The sequence below is a fragment of the Tepidanaerobacter sp. GT38 genome, from assembly GCF_021991635.1.
Classification (GTDB): Bacteria; Bacillota; Thermosediminibacteria; order Thermosediminibacterales; family Tepidanaerobacteraceae; genus DTU063.
The window spans coordinates 13630-31217 of the sequence record NZ_JAFFJA010000015.1 but is presented as its reverse complement, the minus strand read 5'-3'; the positions used below and the strand labels follow the sequence as shown (position 1 = coordinate 31217).

The 17588-nt window shown below is 42.2% G+C and carries 15 protein-coding genes; 11 read left to right on the top strand and 4 right to left on the bottom strand.

What is annotated here, in order from left to right; translation table 11 throughout:
- The first annotated feature begins 2 nt into the window (after window positions 1–2).
- From JT739_RS03325 to JT739_RS03315, 3 genes are all read left to right on the top strand, one after another.
- The gene (locus JT739_RS03325; protein WP_237659674.1) at window positions 3–1940 is read left to right on the top strand and encodes an aconitate hydratase; all 1938 of its coding nucleotides are present in this window, start codon (window positions 3–5) and stop codon (window positions 1938–1940) included.
- Window positions 1933–2931 (top strand): isocitrate/isopropylmalate dehydrogenase family protein, encoded by a 999-nt coding sequence (locus JT739_RS03320; RefSeq protein WP_237659673.1) that lies wholly within the window; start codon window positions 1933–1935, stop codon window positions 2929–2931. The genes JT739_RS03325 and JT739_RS03320 overlap by 8 nt, the downstream gene beginning before the upstream one ends.
- Before the next feature lie 291 nt (window positions 2932–3222).
- The gene (locus JT739_RS03315; RefSeq protein ID WP_237659672.1) at window positions 3223–4521 is read left to right on the top strand and encodes a DUF362 domain-containing protein; all 1299 of its coding nucleotides are present in this window, start codon (window positions 3223–3225) and stop codon (window positions 4519–4521) included.
- Between the two features lie 42 nt (window positions 4522–4563).
- Here JT739_RS03315 and namA read toward each other — a convergent pair whose 3' ends face one another.
- Complete coding sequence (namA, locus tag JT739_RS03310; protein WP_237659671.1) at window positions 4564–5586, bottom strand: NADPH dehydrogenase NamA; 1023 nt, start codon at window positions 5584–5586, stop codon at window positions 4564–4566.
- Window positions 5587–5775: 189 nt separating this feature from the next.
- Between namA and JT739_RS03305 the strand changes: the two genes are divergently transcribed.
- A complete protein-coding gene (locus tag JT739_RS03305; protein ID WP_237659670.1) occupies window positions 5776–6540 on the top strand; it encodes an RNA-binding protein in 765 nt (254 codons plus the stop codon).
- A gap of 57 nt (window positions 6541–6597) precedes the next feature.
- Window positions 6598–7104, top strand: a complete 507-nt coding sequence (locus JT739_RS03300) for a Gmad2 immunoglobulin-like domain-containing protein (RefSeq protein WP_237659669.1) — start codon at window positions 6598–6600, stop codon at window positions 7102–7104.
- 126 nt (window positions 7105–7230) lie between these two features.
- Here JT739_RS03300 and JT739_RS03295 read toward each other — a convergent pair whose 3' ends face one another.
- Window positions 7231–8850, bottom strand: coding sequence for a putative manganese-dependent inorganic diphosphatase (locus JT739_RS03295; RefSeq protein WP_237659668.1), 1620 nt, complete (start codon window positions 8848–8850; stop codon window positions 7231–7233).
- Window positions 8851–9162: 312 nt separating this feature from the next.
- Here JT739_RS03295 and JT739_RS03290 point away from each other — a divergent pair, with 312 nt between their 5' ends.
- From JT739_RS03290 to JT739_RS03275, 4 genes are all read left to right on the top strand, one after another.
- Complete coding sequence (locus JT739_RS03290; RefSeq protein WP_237659667.1) at window positions 9163–10473, top strand: amidohydrolase; 1311 nt, start codon at window positions 9163–9165, stop codon at window positions 10471–10473.
- A gap of 23 nt (window positions 10474–10496) precedes the next feature.
- A complete protein-coding gene (locus JT739_RS03285; RefSeq protein WP_237659666.1) occupies window positions 10497–11294 on the top strand; it encodes a DUF3100 domain-containing protein in 798 nt (265 codons plus the stop codon).
- Between the two features lie 2 nt (window positions 11295–11296).
- Window positions 11297–11743, top strand: coding sequence for a DUF340 domain-containing protein (locus tag JT739_RS03280; protein ID WP_370642565.1), 447 nt, complete (start codon window positions 11297–11299; stop codon window positions 11741–11743).
- Between the two features lie 112 nt (window positions 11744–11855).
- The gene (locus tag JT739_RS03275) at window positions 11856–12683 is read left to right on the top strand and encodes a Cof-type HAD-IIB family hydrolase (protein ID WP_237659664.1); all 828 of its coding nucleotides are present in this window, start codon (window positions 11856–11858) and stop codon (window positions 12681–12683) included.
- A 7-nt stretch (window positions 12684–12690) separates the two neighbouring features.
- On the opposite strand, the gene JT739_RS03270 is transcribed toward JT739_RS03275, so the two are convergent.
- Window positions 12691–12960, bottom strand: a complete 270-nt coding sequence (locus JT739_RS03270; RefSeq protein ID WP_237659663.1) for a DUF1294 domain-containing protein — start codon at window positions 12958–12960, stop codon at window positions 12691–12693.
- Between the two features lie 208 nt (window positions 12961–13168).
- Between JT739_RS03270 and JT739_RS03265 the strand changes: the two genes are divergently transcribed.
- On the top strand, window positions 13169–13717 hold the full coding sequence (locus tag JT739_RS03265) for a hypothetical protein (RefSeq protein ID WP_237659662.1): 549 nt from the start codon (window positions 13169–13171) through the stop codon (window positions 13715–13717).
- Here the strand turns inward: JT739_RS03265 and dnaE are convergent.
- Complete coding sequence (gene dnaE, locus JT739_RS03260) at window positions 13625–16867, bottom strand: DNA polymerase III subunit alpha (protein WP_255688292.1); 3243 nt, start codon at window positions 16865–16867, stop codon at window positions 13625–13627. The two genes, JT739_RS03265 and dnaE, sit on opposite strands and share 93 nt — an antisense overlap.
- A 301-nt stretch (window positions 16868–17168) precedes the next feature.
- On the opposite strand from dnaE, the gene JT739_RS03255 reads away from it, so the two are divergent.
- Window positions 17169–17474, top strand: a complete 306-nt coding sequence (locus JT739_RS03255) for a hypothetical protein (RefSeq protein WP_237659660.1) — start codon at window positions 17169–17171, stop codon at window positions 17472–17474.
- Window positions 17475–17588 lie beyond the last annotated feature (114 nt).

Genomic DNA, 17588 nt, shown 5'->3' with positions numbered 1-17588 from the left:
AGTTGGGACTAAATTTAACGCAAAAAATCATTAAAGAACATCTTATATCAGGCTCTTTGGAAGCAGGAAAACAAATCGAGATAAGAGTTGATTCCACCTTGACTCAGGATTCCACAGGCACCATGGTCTATTTGCAACTTGAGGCCATGGAAATTGAAAAAGTAAAGACGAAGCTTTCTGTGGCTTATGTAGACCACAACATGCTTCAAACAGGTTTTGAAAACGCTGATGACCATTTATATATAAAGACTGTTGCGGGCAAATACGGTATACACTTTTCAAGGCCCGGCAACGGCATATGCCACCAGGTGCATTTAGAGCGTTTTGCTAAACCCGGTTGGACACTGCTTGGCTCTGACAGCCATACGCCTACTGCTGGAGGTATCGGCAGTCTAGCCATAGGTGCCGGGGGATTGGATGTGGCAGTAGCTATGGCCAATGGCACTTATTCCATGACCATGCCGAAGGTGTGCAATATAGTGCTCCAGGGGAAACTCAGGCCTCCGGCTACTGCCAAGGATGTAATCCTTTATATCTTGGGAAAACTTACGGTAAAAGGCGGAGTTGGGAAGGTCTTTGAATACACTGGTGACGGAGTAAAGCATCTGTCAGTGCCGGAGCGGGCGACCATTGCCAACATGGGAGCAGAGCTGGGAGCAACTACATCTATTTTTCCCTCAGATGAGAAGACGCTGGAGTTTTTAAAGCTTCAAGGGCGGGAAGAAGATTTTGTAGAGCTTTATCCTGATGAAGGTGCTGCATACGATGAGGTATTAACAGTTGATCTTTCAAAAATAGTTCCCATGGCAGCCTGCCCCCACAGTCCGGACAATGTCAAACCCGTAAGCGAATTAGAAGGCACCAGGATCACTCAGGTGGCTATCGGCAGCTGCACCAACTCTTCTTACAAGGATTTGGTGATGGCGGCCCGGATACTTAAGGGCAAAAAGGTCCACCCCGATGTAAGCTTAGTCATTTCACCGGGCTCCAAACAAGTACTCACCAAACTTTCCATGTCAGGTGCATTAAAGGACTTAATCGAATGCGGGGCAAGGATTCTAGAGTGCGGCTGTGGGCCCTGTATCGGAATGGGGCAGGCGCCAGAAACCGATGGGGTATCCCTGCGCACCTTTAACAGAAATTTTGAGGGAAGGTGCGGCACAAAATCGGCTAAAGTGTATCTTGTAAGTCCGGAAACTGCTGCCATATCTGCCATTTACGGAAAGATTACGGACCCATCCCAGCTTGAACCGGAGATATTTGCAGAAGTAGATGAGATTTCATATATAAATGACAATATGATTTTAAAACCTGAGGACAACAAAACGGAACGCGTTATAAAAGGGCCCAACATAAAGCCTTTCCCGGTAAATATGCCGCTTAAGGATAGTCTAACGCGGAAGGTAGTTTTAAAAGTAGGGGACAACATAACTACCGATCACATAATGCCTTCTGGTGCAAAACTGCTTCCCTACAGGTCTAATATACCCTATCTTTCGGAGTACTGCTTTTCCGGTGTGGATCCGGACTTTCCTAAAAACTGCAGGGAAAACGGCGGAGGGTTTATCGTAGCCGGTGAAAACTACGGGCAAGGTTCCAGCAGAGAACATGCAGCACTGGTGCCCCTTTATCTTGGGATAAAGGCAGTTATCGCAAAATCTTTTGCACGAATCCACAAGGCAAATCTCATAAACAGCGGTATTTTGCCATTGGTTTTTGCAAATCCGGAGGATTTTCTCAAAATAAACGTCCTTGATGAAATCCAAATCAAAGATATTAAAGAGCAGATAAAGTCCGGTAATAAAATCTCTGCAATAAATAAAAATAGCGGTGAAGGAATCCAATTGATTTTAGAGGTTACCGAAAGAGAAAAAGACATATTGCTCTGGGGTGGATATATAAACTATATGAAAAGCAGGAGGGAAAATTATAGTGCATAGAGTAACTTTGATTCCCGGCGATGGCATAGGTCCGGAAATTACTAATGCAGTTAAGACCGTAATTGACGCAGCAGGTGTTAAAATCTGCTGGGATGAGCATCAGGTAGGCCAAAATGCCCTTGAAAAGTACGGAAGTCCATTGCCGGAACATGTTATTGAGAGCATCAAAGCCAACAAGGTGGCCTTGAAAGGCCCCGTCACTACTCAGATCGGCAGAGGCTTTAAGAGTATCAATGTCACACTTAGGCAGACCTTTGACCTTTATGCCAACATCAGGCCTGTAAAAACCTTGCCCGGGGTTAACAGCCTTTTTAAAGACGTAGACATCGTCATTTTTAGAGAAAACACCGAAGACCTTTATGCGGGCATTGAAAATGTCATTGACAATGACAGAGTAGAAGCGGTAAAGGTGATTACCCGCAAGGCAAGCAGAAGGATTGCAGAGGCCGCCTTCGAATATGCTAAGTTAAACGGTCGGAAAAAGGTTACAGCCATTCACAAAGCAAATATCATGAAAAAGGCCGATGGGTTATTTTTGGAGGAAGCCCGCAAGGTGGCAGAAGAGCATAAAGAGGTGGAATACGACGAGCTCATAGTTGACAATGCCTGCATGCAGCTGGTGCAAAAGCCTTCAAAATTTGATGTTATTGTTACTGAAAACCTGTACGGTGACATTATCTCAGACCTGTGTGCGGGCTTAGTAGGTGGCCTTGGTATAGTCCCGGGAATCAATAAAGGGGAAGAATATACGATTTTTGAGGCAGTTCACGGCAGCGCTCCTGATATTGCGGGAAAAAACATAGCAAATCCCTTAGCTTTGACATTATCTGCTGTAGAAATGCTAAAACATTTAGGTGAGCTGGAAGCTGCAAAATCAATACAGAAGGCAGTAGAGAATCTTTTGCGGCAGGGAAGATGCCTTACTCCGGATCTTGGCGGCTGCAGCACTACCCATGAGATGACAAAGGAGCTTTGTAACTTAATATCATAATCTCCTTCCTCACCTTATATTGCCAGCATGTGCTGGCTTTTTCTATTTTGAGCTTCTCAAGATTTATCAGTTGAAGAATAAGAATAATAAGTATATAATAAAATAAAACAAAATTATAATAAGACACAAAATTATATCTAACATTAAAATAAACTGCAAATTTTTCTGTAACTTGTAGAAAAGCAAGACATAAATGCGGTTTAAGCTTTAATATAATATACAAGCAATGACAAAAATGCTTTTTGCTTTGTCCATTATAAAAAATAAATATAAAGAATGGAGTGATACATAGTGAGTAAGCCAAAAGTAGCCATTGTCAAATGCGCTCCCCCAGAGGGTAATGCGGAGTTTATGGCGGGTAAGTTTGTTCGGAAAGATTCGGATATCGCCAAAATCAAAGAAGCAGTGGCAAAAGCTGTAGAACTCGCTATAGGATCACCAGATGCCATTATAAAGCCCGGTCAAAAGGTTCTAATTAAGCCTAACTTGGCATTTCAGGCACCACCGGAGAGCTTTGCAGTAGTTGACCCGCGAGTTGTGGAGGCAGTAGTAGCGTACTTTAAAGAAAATTCCAAGGCCGGAGAGATATGGGTTGGAGACAATCCTTCACTTGGCCTTCACGTGGGTCGTGCGAAACCTGCATTTGCAGCATCCGGCATGGAAGAAGCAGCAAGAAGGGGAGGTGCTGACAAGGTAATATACTTTGATGAAACAGAAGTCGTGGAAGTTGACATTCCCGAGGCTAAAGTCTTTAAGAAAGCTGCCATATTCAAACCTGTGCTGGACGCGGACGTCATCATCAACCTGCCTAAGATGAAGGTGCATCTTGCTGGTACCGTGACATTAGCCCTTAAAAACTGGAACGGCATAATACCAAATGTTCACCCAAGCGGGCAGCAGCAAGGGGCCCATCGCATAGACTTAGGTCAAAAGTTCGCGGATTTGTACCGGGCAGTAAAGGCTGATTTGACTATAATTGACGGCATCATCGGCATGGAAGGACAAGGACCTCATGCGGGCACTCCAGTTGAGATGAATCTGATTATTGCAGGTAACGATATGGTGGCTACTGATGCGGTAACCTCCTATATCATGGGCTTTGACCCCATGGAAGTGCCGGCGGTGCGCTGTGCCGGTACAGAAGGTCTTGGTGAAATAGACCTCAACAACATAGAAATAGTAGGCGAGTCTCCTGATTCGGTCAGAAGGATATTCAAACGGCCCAATGATAACCCTGTAGGCATGTATAAGGGCTTTACAGTTTATGCACAGCAGACCTGCCCAGGCTGCTATGTCAACGTGAGAGGTGCCTTAGATTCCTTTGCGAACAGCGGCTTAAGCATGACCCAGTTCATAAAAGAACAAGGAGAAGTGGTGGTTGTAGCAGGTGGCGTGCCGGATTTTGATCCCGAATTTGCTAGGGATAAGCACCTGTTTGTGTGCGGAGATTGTTGGGAGTATTTCCCCTCAGCCGCAAATGTTAGAAAAGCCGCGGAACTGGCAAAGGATGTAACCTATTATCCCGGCTGTGCACCGGTATATATCTTTTCACAACTGAACACCGATTTACAAAAACTAGCTGGACGCTAGAAGATTTCTCGAATTTTAAGACGGTGATTTTATATCACCGTCTTAAATTTTAGCCCTTTCATACTGAGGTGGCCACATGATATTCGCATTTAATTTTTTCGCCGCATGCAAGGCCCAGTAAGGATTTCTCAAAAGTTCTCTGCCTATATACACCATATCCGCCCGCTGGTTTTGCAGTATTTCTTCCGCCATGACCGGTTCAGTAATCAGCCCTCCAGCTATGACAGGAAGATTCGTCAACCTTTTTATGGTTTCGGCATATGTGACTTGATACCCTGGATATACATTTATCTTTGCAGGAACTACTGCTCCTGAACTGACATCTATAATATCTATGCCTTCATCTTTTACAAGGTTAATGATGTGGGCTACATCACTTGCATGATTGCCGTCTGGTGCATACTCTTCAGCTGAAACCCTGAGCATTAGCGGTTTTTCATGAGGCCAAACCTGTCTTACTGCTGAAATTACCTCTTTTAAAAACCTTACTCGATTTTCAACACTGCCGCCGTATTCGTCATTTCGTTTATTGGTCAATGGAGATAAAAACTGATTGATAAGATAACCGTGAGCACCGTGCAGCTCAATTAAATCAAAGCCGGCCATATTGGCTCGCTTTGCAGCTTGTGCGAAAGCGTCTACGATTTTTTTTATGTCATCAAGAGTCATTTCATCAGGAACTTTGTAGGTTTCATCAAAAGGAATGGGGCTCGGAGCTATGATTTTTTCATTTTGGGCACCACATTTTCTACCGGCATGATTCAATTGAATGCCTATGCCACAGCCGTGCTTTTTTACTTCTTCTACCAAATGTGCCAAGCCTTCCACTAACGAATCATCCCATAATCCTAGGTCTTTGTCAGAAATTCTGCCTCGCTTTTCTATGGCAGTCGCCTCAATTATAATAAGACCTACCTGGCCGATGGCCCTGGTAGTGTAGTGAATATAGTGCCAGGGCTTAACATGACCTGTATCGTCACTGCTGTACATACACATTGGAGGCATCATGATTCTATTTTTTATTATCAAATCCTTGACTTTAAATGGGGTAAAAAGTTTTGTCATGGGTAACCCTCCTAACATATTGCGGTTCATCTGTAAATATTTTACTATACTAATAAATTTTTAACCAATGCTGGCGAGGGTTTCCCATAAAATACAATTGTTTGATTTAGAAATGCTGTATGTTATTATATAAGGTAAGGTGTGCGCAACATTTAGATACAAAAAACATTTTAATGGTGGTGAATCTTTTTGGGAGATTTTAATGAAAAACAAGTCGAAGCTCGGATAAGGGATATATTTACCATAGCTCAAAAAAACAGGGAAAAAAAGGCCTCTAATTTTTTAGACCCTGCCCAGCAGCAGATAGCACAGGATATAGCTAAGGACTTTCCTGGAATGAGCTTTTATTTTGACGGCGGTCATGAGGAAGCCGAGCGGAAGATATTAGTCGCTTATCCGGAAGACTTAAGTGATGAGCCTTTTAAGGCACCTTTAGGTGCACTGAGGATAACGCCCAAAGATCCTGACGAATATCTGGGCCATAGAGATTATTTGGGGGCTATTTTAGGCCTTGGAATCAGCAGAGAGAAGCTGGGAGACATTTTAGTGAGTAAGATGAGTGCTGATGTAATAGTTAAGCAGGAAATAATGGAATACATAGGGCTTAACTTAATAAAAGTGGGAAGCGTGCCTGTAAGTGTAGAGGAGATATCTTTAAAAGAACTGTTACAACCGGAAAGGTCATATAAAGAAATTACCAGCACTGTAGCTTCGCTTAGACTTGACGCCGTAGCAGGGCTTGCCTTTGGAATTTCCCGTTCGAAAATGGCGCCCTTTATTAAAGGTGAAAATGTCAGGTTAAATTTTAAAGTGGTAAAAGACCCTGCTGCACCGGTCAAGGAAGGAGATGTAATTTCGGCAAATCGCCTGGGTAGAGCAAAAGTAGTGGAGGTGGGCGGTCAAAGCAAAAAAGGCAGAACTTATGTAAAAGTGCATAAATATGTATCAAGATAGCTTCATGGAACCTTTCGGGATTTTTTCCGTCCATATAAGTGAATGGGAGGAGATAAAATGAAAAGATTATCCTTAATTATTTTTTGCCTGGTAATAATAGCCCTTTTGTCAGCAGGATGTTTTACAAAGGCGGCAGATGAAACTCCAGCAGAGATAGACCAAACCACCAGGGAAAATCTTAATGAGTCTGAGGCTAATCCTTCAAATAACGGCACCGATGAAAATCAAGAGCCCGTTGCTGAATACCCCGACACACCTGTTGCCTCTGACGTAAACTTTATTATTGATGAGCCCAGCGAAGGTCAATCGGTAAAATCTGGCAGCAAACTTACCATCAAGGGTAAGACCCGGGTGAAAGAGTTTAATATAGAAGTAGAGGACGGTCACGAAATCTTGGGAACTGCTCATGTAAGCGTATCTGTCAAATCTCAGGAACTGGAGGAATTTGAAGCTACAGTTGAACTGAGTGAGCACACGAGCCCTTCAGGCATGATTATTTTTGTAACAGAGGACGAGAACGGGCAAAGGCAGGAAGAACTGATGTTGCCCATAAATTTTGAATAAAATGTTGAGTAATGAAAGCATGTACCGGCACTCACTAAAAAGCTTCCAAGCAAAATTTTTCCTTGGAAGCTTTTCTATTTGTTTTTTAGCTATTAAGCTTGTTATGTGTCCGGTCCCATTATTGTTTTAGTGAGCAGATATTGCCGTTATAAGCTGCGGTATGACCTGTTTTTTTCGGGATACTACATTAGGCAGGTAGAAGCTGTCACCTGTAATTTCTATGCCAAAGGCCCGGGAGAGCAGTTCTTGGTGGCCTCCTACGTGCAGAATTTCCGAGCCTTCATTGATTATGTCCGTTAACATCAGGAGCAGCATGTCATAGCCCTTTTCCTTTTTCACCTTTTCCATAAACCTAAGAAGACCATCCTTTAAGTTCTCGAGATCTGTATTGTAAATATTGACTTGGCTTACTCCGATCTGGTAGTCTCCCACATTAAAATCTTTAAAGTCCATATAGAAAATTTCTTCTTCCGTCTTGCCTTTTAAAGATGTGCCTGCTTTAAACATAGCCTTGGCAAACTCATCCAAGTCGATACCGGCAAGATTTGCCAGCTCTTTGGCAGCATTGGTATCATGGGACGTGCAGGTAGGTGATTTAAAAATAAGGGTATCTGATAAAATTGCGGCGCACATTATACCGGCTATAGAAGCAGGCGGTACAATCGAGTGCTGTTTGTATAAGCTGTAAATTATGGTACAGGTTGAACCCACCGGTTTATTTATAAATGTTATTGGCAAAGCTGTTTCCATATTGCCTATTCTGTGGTGATCGATTACCTCCAGAATTTGGGCTTGTTCCAACCCTTCAACGGACTGGGTTTTTTCATTGTGATCTACGAGGATGACCTTTTTCCCTACAAAGTCCAAAATATGGCGCCTTGTGAGCATGCCTACAGGTTTTTTATCTTTTAAGACAGGGAAGTACCTGTATTTGTACTTGAGCATAGTGTCTTTTACGTCATCCATAAATTCGCGAATTCCAAAGGTAATCAGGTTTTGACTTTTCATAACATAGTAAATGGGCAGGCTCTGATTAATTAACTTAACAGTATTGAAGGTATCGTAGGGGACAACTATTAAACTCACATTATTTAATTTTGCTGAATTTAACACTGCTTCTGAGATGGAGTGATTCCCTGTTACAATTATGGTCCTAATCTTTTTTTCAATAGCTGCCAGCTGTATATCTTCTCGATTTCCCACAATAAGCAATGTGTCTTGTAAAAGGCGCTTTTTAACATCCTCTAAATTCATGGCCGCAACTGCCAATTTTCCGGAGAAAGTATCAGAAGCCAGATGCAAAGCTTTGCCGTCTAAAGTCTTAATAATATTTTCCATAGGAACTGCAAAATTGCTAAAATCGTCGGAGATTTCCAGATTGGCTCTGGCTATATCACCTAGTGATACTATTCCTATGAACCGTTCATTTTCATCTACCACTGTGACAGTCTTTATGTTTTGTTTAATCATGGTATTCCAGACCCGGGAAATCGGGGTATCTTTTGTAAAACATAAAGGCTTGTCAAAAGCTATATCAGACAATTGGGCATATACATTCTCTAATAAAAACGGCACGGGAATATTAAAGTAATCAAGCACAAACTTTGTTTCGTTATTAATTTCACCGAGCCTTGCAGGGATGAAATTTCCTTTGGAAATCTGTTTTTTAAATTCTGCATATGCTATAGCCGCACAAATAGAATCTGTATCGGGATTTTTGTGACCAAATATATACACATTGCTCATTGAAATTGATCCTTTCATTAATAAGCTGGTAAAAATGCTGGTTGGATATATCTTGTTATATGATAGCATCAGATTTTAAAAAAGTCTAATAATTTTCCCAAGTCCGGGCAGGATTATTGGATTTAATATGGAATTTCTTAAACACGAAGCAGGTTGCCCCTATAGTTTATCAGTAAATTAAAGCAATTTAATTTTCGGCATAATCAAATAAAAAATACTTCATATAATGAGTAAACAGTAGTATAATAGAAGGAAATATGTCTCCCTGTGATGGTCATTTTATTTTTTATATTTTATTGTGGAGGTGTTATAGTGGACAAAGAGCAACTGAAACAGCAGGTAGTCAGAGCCATAGATGAACACCGGAATGAGATTATTGAAATAGGTGAGCAAATTTTTAAAAACCCGGAACTTGGCTATAAAGAGTACAAAACCTCTGCTTTGGTTAAAGAGGTATTTCAAAAGTTAGGCTTACCTTATGAAGAAAACCTCGCTATAACTGGAGTTAAGGCTTTGGCTAAGGGGAAGAACCATGATATTAAAGTTGCTATTATGGGAGAGCTTGATGCAGTAGTAAGTCCTGCACATCCATGCGCCGATCCTGTTACGGGAGCAGCCCACGCGTGCGGCCACAATGCTCAAATAGCTTCAATGCTTGGGGCTGCCATGGGACTTATTTTTGGAAATGTTTTGGACAAGCTGGACGGTGACGTTGCCTTTATGGCAGTGCCCGCAGAGGAATATGTGGAATTGGAGTTCAGAGAGAGGCTCCGGGATGAAGGTAAAATCAAATTCTTTGGTGGCAAGCAGGAATTTATACGGATAGGGGCCTTTGATGATATCGATATGGCCATGATGGTACACTCTACCGGCGGCGTAGAAGAGAAAAAAGCTTTCGTATACGGCGGCGCTATTGGATTTATTGGTAAAACCATAAGGTACAAAGGTAAGGAAGCCCACGCAGGTGCAGAACCCGACAAGGGTATAAATGCCTTGAATGCTGCAATGCTTGGCCTTATGGCAATACATGTGCAGAGGGAAACTTTTAGAGACGAAGATCAAGTTCGAGTCCATCCCATAATCACAAAGGGTGGCGACCTGGTCAATATAGTGCCTGCCGATGTTCGCTTGGAGACATATGTTCGGGCAAAGACCATAGATGCGGTGGTTAATGCCAATGAAAAAGTCAATAGAGCTTTAAAGGCCGGAGCATATGCGGTAGGAGCTGAAGTTGAAATAAATGAAATTCCTGGTTATATGCCCTTAGAACAAGATCCAACTTTAAGTCATTTATTTGCTGAAAACATCCAAAGTTTTATAGGTAGGGAAAACATCATCGAGGGTGTTGACCTGACGGGTTCTACAGATGCAGGAGATGTAAGTCTTATCATGCCAACGCTTCATCCTACGGTTGGTGGTTTTTCCGGTAACGCTCACAGCAAGGATTTCAAGATAACCGATCCTGAGATGGTCTACATAATTCCTGCTAAAGCAATGGCCCTCACGGTAGTGGATTTACTTTTTGACGAAGCCAAATTGGCCAAAGAATTAAAAGCTAAGTTTAAACCTAAGTTTACTAAGGCAAGCTATCTCAAGTTTTGGGATGAGCTTATAAAACAATAAACATAATAAAGGGGGATAAAAAAATGTCGGATGAAAAGCGATACCTAAAGCTACACCTCATAGTTTTGGCGCTTGTGGTGATAGCGGAACTCATAGGGACCAAAAGTTATAAGCTAGGTCCAGGGACTATTGTATTACTTCCTATGTTGTATGCACTTTTGCTTGGGCTTTTGACAGGACCAAAGTTTCTTAAAATTATTGACAAGGAAGATATGAACGCTGCAGAGGGTTTAATTACGGTTTCAGTTATGCTGTTGATGGCAAAATACGGCACAAACATTGGCCCCACTTTGCCTCTTATTATCAAATCTGGGCCTGCACTCATACTACAGGAATTTGGCAATCTTGGAACAGTACTTTTGGGTATGCCTTTTGCCCTATTGCTTGGCTTAAGAAGGGAGGCCATTGGAGCAACCTTTTCCATTGCACGAGAGCCTAATCTTGCCATTATTTCGGATATGTATGGCCTTGATTCTCCTGAAGGAAGAGGGGTTATGGGAGTATATGTCGCCGGTACCGTCTTTGGTTCCATATTCTTCGGCCTTTTTGCGGGCTTTGCGGCTACAGCTTTACCATTACATCCTTATGCCCTTGCCATGGCAAGCGGTGTAGGCAGTGCCAGTATGATGAGTGCTGCAGTTGGAGCTCTAGTAGAGATATTCCCAAATATGGCTGAAGAAATTACGGCATTAGGTGCCGCCAGCAACCTGGCTACCGGTGCCGATGGCGTTTACATGTCAATTTTCATGGCTCTGCCCATGTGCGAATGGCTTTACAGGAAGTTAATTAGAGACCGTGCAGAGGAGGTCATAAAGGGATGAAACTGTCATTGAAAGATCCTGTTGTAATTACAGTTATAGTTGCTATATTGACTTTAGTTGGTAATTTTGTCGGTTACAAAATAGATCCCATAACTGCCTTTCCTGGAATGCTTATCCTATTCTTGATAGTAATTGTTGGTATGTGGATTACCAAGATAATGCCGGGAAATTTGCCTGCTGTAGTATATGTATCGCTTTTAGGCATTATTCTCACAATGCCTTGGTTCCCTTTAGGTGAAAAAGTAGCAGAACTGACATCGCAGGTTAACTTTTTGGCACTTACCACGCCTATTTTGGGCTATGCCGGTATTTCTTTAGGAAAAGACCTGGATTCTTTTAAGAAAAATGGTCTAAGGATAGTTGTAGTAGCTATTTTTGTCTTTGTGGGCACTTATTTAGGTTCTGCAGTAATAGCCCATACAGTGCTTAAACTAACCGGCCAGATTTAATTTTTATGGGCTAAAACAGTTTGAACAAATCCCTCTTTTCTGATAATATCAGAAAGAGGGATTTTTAAATGTAAAACAAACATTGCAATCATTTTTCTGAGGTGATAATTAGATGGCAATAAAATTAATCGCTCTTGATATTGATGGCACTATCGTAGATGGCGATAACAATATATCCCCTGCCAATGAAAAAGCCATAAGACAAGTTTTGTCTAAAGGTATACAAATTGCGCTGGTAACTGGAAGGCATCGAGACGGCACAAAAAAAGTCATGGGCACCGTTGGCCTTGATATGAAGAAAACCCCGTTAGTTTTGAACAATGGTGCCTTAGCATATATCGGAGAGGAAGTAGTATGGAAGGATTTATTAAGCGTAGATGAGGCTGATGAGGTTATAAAATTTACCACAAAAATACCCGGCGTTGCCACCACTATCTACCAGCCAAACCAAATACATCTTCACTGTAATTTGCCCATAAATCGAGACTGGCTGATAGATAGACTGAAGGCCTTTGAAATATATTGCAGCAAGGTGGCTGATACTCCCGATGACCTTACCCGAGAAGATGTAGTAAAGATAATGTTAATTACAGAAAGCAGTGAGAAAGCCCAAGAGATTTTACAGATGTGGCCGAAGAAACTTTCTCACTTAAGCTGTACCCGTTCATACCCGTATCTCTGTGAAATAAACAGCAGCACTTGTAACAAAGGCCGTGGCCTTAAAATGTTGTGCGAAAAACTGGGCATATTGCCTGAAGAAGTTTTAGCTGTGGGAGACGGGGAAAACGATTTGCCAATGCTGGCCTTTGCCAAGTATGCTGTATTCGTCAGGCACGATGACAACCTGCCTGACCTTCCGCCCCATGTAATAGTATCTCCTAAAGAATACCAAAATGAAGGTGCTGCCTGGGCCATATCCAAAATGCTGTTAAATACTTAAGATAATGTTACGTTAATATGTAATAAACTGCGGCTACTTGTAGAATTAAGATTATGGGAATACCCCATATGAAACTTATGTGCTTGGTCTTATGTCGAAAGAAATACATTCCGATTAGCACTCCCGCCGCACCGCCGAGGATAGATACTGTAAAAAGAGTTTTCTCGCTTATGCGCCAAAGGTTGTGTTTGGATTTATATTTATCTATGCCCATTAAAATGAAAGCAAAAGCATTAATTAAAGTAACTATACAGAGGAAGGGTTTGAATGAGTCCATTTAATTTGCTCCCGTTCAATTAAATTTCATTTTGCTTAAATAGATTATATAAGATATTTGCTTTTCAAGCTATAAAATTTGCAAAGTCGCTAAAAAGTTTTAAGAGTGTGGCAAAATAATGGAGGAAATTATCACTATTTGTCGAAATTGTTTTCAGTGTGATCTGGTAAAACCTACGCCAAATACAATATTTTTCGGAGGTAAACTTGTGACAAAAGATGTAAAAAATCAAACGGTGCTCTATAGCCTTATATTTCCACTTTGGATTACCCATTTTATGCCCAGGCTCATTCCGCAGATATTAATTATTAAATTTATAATTAATACCCTTATTGTGAACCTTTATCTTAAAAAGCACAAAAAATTTAACAGGTTAAAGATATATTGCTTTAGAGCTTTTGGAAGTGAAAAGACCACCCAGCCGGAAATAAACAGGGGGGTGGTTTTTGGTTATTCTTTAAAGGCAGCAGTCTTTGGTTATTTTGCAAATTTTTTAGGTGGCGTAGTGATGGTAGGTTTCCTGGAGATGGCTCCTTTTGACAAATATATGGATACATACCTGGTGTGGTCCAATTTTGTCAGCGGCTTTGTTCATATTTTGATTGTGTTGTTGGTGGGGATATTGATTTATCTGTATCATCGAAAAATGGCAAGGAGTTTAAATTTAGACAGTGCTGAGGCTCATGGTTTGGGCCTTATTATGGCTATTCTCACAGCTCCCTGGTTTTTCTTCATTCCTACCGCTTGGCTTTGTTAAAGGCCTGACCTTTTCTACAATTACAGTGCGGTGGCCGTCGTCGGACAGGTCAACCCAGCCGTCAACTAGCACAGCGGCTCCTGGGACAAGATAGGGCCTGTAAAATTTTAGCTCTCTGGGAAATACCACAAGTTCAATACTGCCCGTCAAGTCTTCCAACTGGACAAACATCATACGACTTTTATTTCGAGTGAGTCCAAAGCGCGTATCCAGCAATATGCCTGCAAGGCGCACCTTTTTTTTACAGCAGATTTCAGAGACTTCCTGAACAGTGTGAGAGCGAATGCCTTTTGCCCATTCTTCCTGAAGCTCCATAGGGTGAAAAGTCACATAGTGGCTTAAAGAGCAAAGCTCATGATAGGCTTTTTGTTCAAAAGAAAAGTCCGGCAGCAGTACATCTTCAGCAAGTTGCTTTATAGGGGATTCTTCGGCAAAAAGGCTCAGTTGGCCGGCTATTGCCCGCTTTTGTTTTGTGGCAGGTTTTAGGGCAAGCAAAAGAGCCGGCCTTGAAATGCCGAAGCTATCAAAAGCACCTGCCCAAATTAAAGATTCCAATGCTCTTATTCCCACAGCTCTGCGGTCAATTCGCTGGCAGAAGTCAAAAAAATCGGTAAAGGGCCTTTCCTGCCTTGCTTTTAAAATTTGCTTAACGCCTTGAGGGCCCAGGTTTTTAACCATGCAAAGGCCGGTCCGGATTGAGCCTATGGAATTATCTGCCTCTGTTATGCCGTATTCGGGTGTAAAACCCACTTCACTTTGATTTATATCCGGCCGAAGGAGTTTTATGCCCTTGCGGCGGGCTTCAGACAGATAAAGCTGAAGCCTTGAAGGGGTATCCGCATACAGGGACAGCAGTGCGGCAAAATACTCTAAAGTGAAGTGTTCTTTTAAAAAGACTGTTTTATAGGCCATGATTGCATAGCTTATGCTGTGGGACTTGTTAAAGCCGTAATCTCCAAAGGCCTCCAGTATGGAAAATATCTTTTCAGCGGTTTCTTTATCAATACCTCGATAAGTGGCCTGCTTAATAAATCTAGGTCTGTGATTTTCAATAGTTTTTTTATCTTTTTTGGCAATGGCTCGCCTAAGAAGGTCTGCTTCTCCCAAGGTATAACCTGCTACTGCCTGGGCTGCCTGCATCAGTTGTTCCTGATATACGAAGACACCATAGGTGTCGCGAAGCACCGGTTCAAGACAGGGATGAGGGAAACTGACTTCTTTTTTACCCAGGCGGCGGGCTATGAATTCTTCAGTCATGCCGCTGTTGAGAGGTCCGGGTCGGTAGAGGGCAAGTACCGCCGACAAATCTTCGATATTTTGCGGACGGATTTTCCTGAGCAAATTTCGCATGCCGCAGCTTTCCAGCTGAAAAGTGGAATTGGTATCACCGCGGCATAGGGCTGCATAAGTCTTAGGATCATCTAAAGGTATGTCTTTGGGAGAAAGTTTTATGCCGTGTCTTTTGTAAGCAAATTTTAAAGTATTACCTATTACCGTCAAAAAACGCAAACCTAAAAGGTCAATTTTAACAAGGCCCAAGTCCTCCAGCATATCCATATCCACTTGCGTTATGATTTCCTGGCCGCTGGCCTGTTGCAGGGGTGCGTATTTTGTCAAAGTTTCTTTAGCTATGACTACACCTGCCGAATGCTGAGTCATGTGGCGCGGGAGACCTTGCAGGTGCATGGCTATTTTAAAGGCAAGTCTTACATCAGGGTCCCGGCGCACTAAAGAGGAAAGGTGCGGGCTCTGGTGTAGAACTTCCTGGAGGGTCATATGGGAATAAGGCACAAGTGAACACATCTGATCTATCTTGCTGTAATCAAGTTTCAGAGCCCTGCCTGTATCTCTTAGCACCGCTCGGGCCTGCAGGGTGGAAAAGGCACCTGCATGGGCAATTTTGTCGTGGCCGAAGCGCTTTCTGATGTGATCCAGGACATGGCGCCGGCCAACGTGGCAAAGGTCTATATCTATATCCGGTGGGCTTACTCTTTCGGGATTTAAAAATCGTTCAAAGATTAAGCCGTACTTAATGGGATCCACATCAGTGATGCCCAGACAGTATGCTACAAGGCTTCCGGGGGCAGAGCCTCTGCCCACCCCTACCGGGATTTCTTGCTTTACAGCAAAGTCCACAATGTCTTTTACAATGAGGAAATAGCCGGCAAAGCCGGTCTTTTTTATAGTGGAAAGTTCGTAAGCAAGTCTTTCGAAAACCTGAGAGGGCAATGGACTGCCGTAGTGCTTTTTGGCTCCTTCAAAAGCAAGTTTTTCTAAGAAACTATTAGTGTCATAGCCGGAAGGCACTTGAGCTTCCGGCAGGGAAAGATGGCCCAGCTCCAGTTTCACATTGCACCTTGAAGCAATAACGGCGCTGTTTTGTATAGCCTCAGGCACATCGGAAAACAGCTCCTTCATAGCCCTTTCGCTTTTTAGATAGTACTGGTTGCCCGGGAGAGAAAGGGCCTCTTCCACTACCGACATAGTCTGTACCGATAAAAGCACATTATGTATGCGGCTATCCTCCGGCTCCAAATAGTGGACATCATTGGTAGCCACTAACCTCAAGGAAAACTCTTTGGCAAAGTTTTTCAGCCAGAAGTTAATTTTCTTTTGCTCCATGAGACCGTGGTCTTGCAGTTCCAGGTAGAAGTTGTGTTTTCCAAAGATTTCAGTATAATCTGTGACAGCTTGTTTTGCTTTTGCCATGTCGCCCTTCAGTATATAATCTGCCACTTCACCCTTTAAGCATCCGCTAAGGGCGATTAGACCCTTGCTGTAAGCGGCCAGCTGCTCTTTGTCGAGCCTAGGACGATAATAAAAGCCTTCTAGGTGGGAAATGGTTATAAGTTTAATCAGGTTTTGATACCCCTCTTGGTTTTCCGCAAGGAGTACCAAATGATGGGGGTTTTCTTTGCCTTCTTTTTTTCGCAGGTTTTCTACTACGTATACTTCACAGCCCAAAATAGGCTTTATTTTGGCTTCAAGGCACAGCTTGTAAAAAGGCACAACTCCCCATAAGCCTCCGTGGTCCGTTAGAGATAAAGCTGGCATGCCCAGCTCTGCCGCTTTGCGCACAAGTTCTGGCAGGCGGCACAAGCCATCCAACATGCTGTATTCCGAGTGGACGTGTAAGTGGCAAAAGGACATATGATTCACCCTTAACCGAACAAATGTTTAGTAAATAAAATAATACCACCAAAACAAATGTTTGTAAAGTGGTATTAAATACTGCAGGCTTAAGACGCTTAAACTTACTTATATTTTGCAAAACTAGTTTATATAATAATATAGAAATGAGCAATGCTCTCAGTTTATTTACAGCAAGGAGTTGGTATTAATATTTACACTTTTTAATAATACAATTCTTGCTTCCATAATATCAGGAGGCGCGGCTGCTTTAGTTTCTTATTGCATTAACAGCAGAGCTTTAAAAAGCAAAGGTGAGAAAGTGATAATTTATTGGGCGCCTATTTTGGAAGAATTGTTAAAGACAGGTTTTGCCCTTGTGCTGAGAAGTAATGTGTTCTTGTCCCATGTAACTTTTGGAGCGGTGGAAGCTGTTTACGATATATGGGCCCAAGACAGCATTACAGCTTACTTGGCAGGATTGGCAAGTTTCATAAGTCATGGTGTCTTTGGCGCAATAACCCAGCACTTTATTTATCAAGGGCATACCTTTCTTGGTATAGCAACAGCAGTTTTAATCCATATAGCGTGGAATTATGTAGTTATTAAAATGAAAAATCAACATTGAAATTGTAAGTCAACTTTTATTGATATACTTTAACACTTGGGTTATAATAGATAATACTAGCCCTGTTTATCATAGATAGGGCTTTTTGGTATTTATCTGAAAATTATATTTATT

Coding starts and splice junctions, on each gene's coding strand:
- namA (WP_237659671.1), bottom strand. CDS start 5,586: ATGACAAAACTTTTTACCCCATTTAAAGTCAAGGATTTGATAATAAAA.
- JT739_RS03300 (WP_237659669.1), top strand. CDS start 6,598: ATGAAAAGATTATCCTTAATTATTTTTTGCCTGGTAATAATAGCCCTT.
- JT739_RS03295 (WP_237659668.1), bottom strand. CDS start 8,850: ATGAGCAATGTGTATATATTTGGTCACAAAAATCCCGATACAGATTCT.
- JT739_RS03285 (WP_237659666.1), top strand. CDS start 10,497: ATGTCGGATGAAAAGCGATACCTAAAGCTACACCTCATAGTTTTGGCG.
- JT739_RS03275 (WP_237659664.1), top strand. CDS start 11,856: ATGGCAATAAAATTAATCGCTCTTGATATTGATGGCACTATCGTAGAT.
- JT739_RS03270 (WP_237659663.1), bottom strand. CDS start 12,960: ATGGACTCATTCAAACCCTTCCTCTGTATAGTTACTTTAATTAATGCT.
- dnaE (WP_255688292.1), bottom strand. CDS start 16,867: ATGTCCTTTTGCCACTTACACGTCCACTCGGAATACAGCATGTTGGAT.